The organism is Pseudomonas sp. EGD-AK9 (assembly GCF_000465935.2).
In the GTDB taxonomy this organism is placed as follows: domain Bacteria; phylum Pseudomonadota; class Gammaproteobacteria; order Pseudomonadales; family Pseudomonadaceae; genus Aquipseudomonas.
In genome coordinates this window covers 1-612 of record NZ_AVOF01000874.1, presented here as the reverse complement: position 1 = coordinate 612, position 612 = coordinate 1, and the positions used below count along the sequence as shown (strand labels likewise).

General features: G+C 66.8%; 1 protein-coding gene. It reads right to left on the bottom strand.

What is annotated here, in order from left to right; genetic code table 11:
• Positions 1–612: OprD family outer membrane porin (locus tag N878_RS25025; RefSeq protein WP_021446209.1), on the bottom strand; the 612-nt coding region annotated here is incomplete at both ends.

Genomic DNA, 612 nt, shown 5'->3' with positions numbered 1-612 from the left:
GCGGTTCTCGTCCAGATCCGCACCGATGTTGCTGCGGGTGGTGGCGTTGCGCAGGCGCAGGCCGAGGTTCTTCAGCGGGCCGCTCTGCACCACGTAGGCCAGGTCGGTGTTGCGTTCCCAGGTCTTGCCTTCGCTTAAGCCGGCGCCGCGGTCGACGTTGTCGCCGGACAGGTAGCGGGTCATGAAGGTCAGCCCCGGCACGCCGAGGGCGGCGAAGTCGAAGTCGTAGCGCAGCTGCCAGGAGCGCTCGTCCTGGTTGCCGAAGTCGTTGATCTGCACCAGGTTGATCAGCGCGTTGTCGGCGCCGGCGATGTAGGCGAAACCGGTGTCGCCGGACAGGTGCTGGTAGCCGGCGGTGAAGCTCTGGGCGCCGAGGCGGTAGGTGAACAGCGCGCCGAAGGCGTCGTTGTCGACATTGCTGCCGCCGTCGTCGCTGGAGCGGGCGAAGCGGATGTCCGACTTGAAGCTCTGCCCCTCGCCCAGCGGCAGCTGGTGCACCAGGTTGACCAGGTGCTGTGTGTAGATGCCGTCGAGGCCGCCGTAGTAGTAGCTGGTGGCCAATTCCGGGGTCCACTGGTAGCGGCCACCGGCGAAGAGGAACTCGTCGCTGCT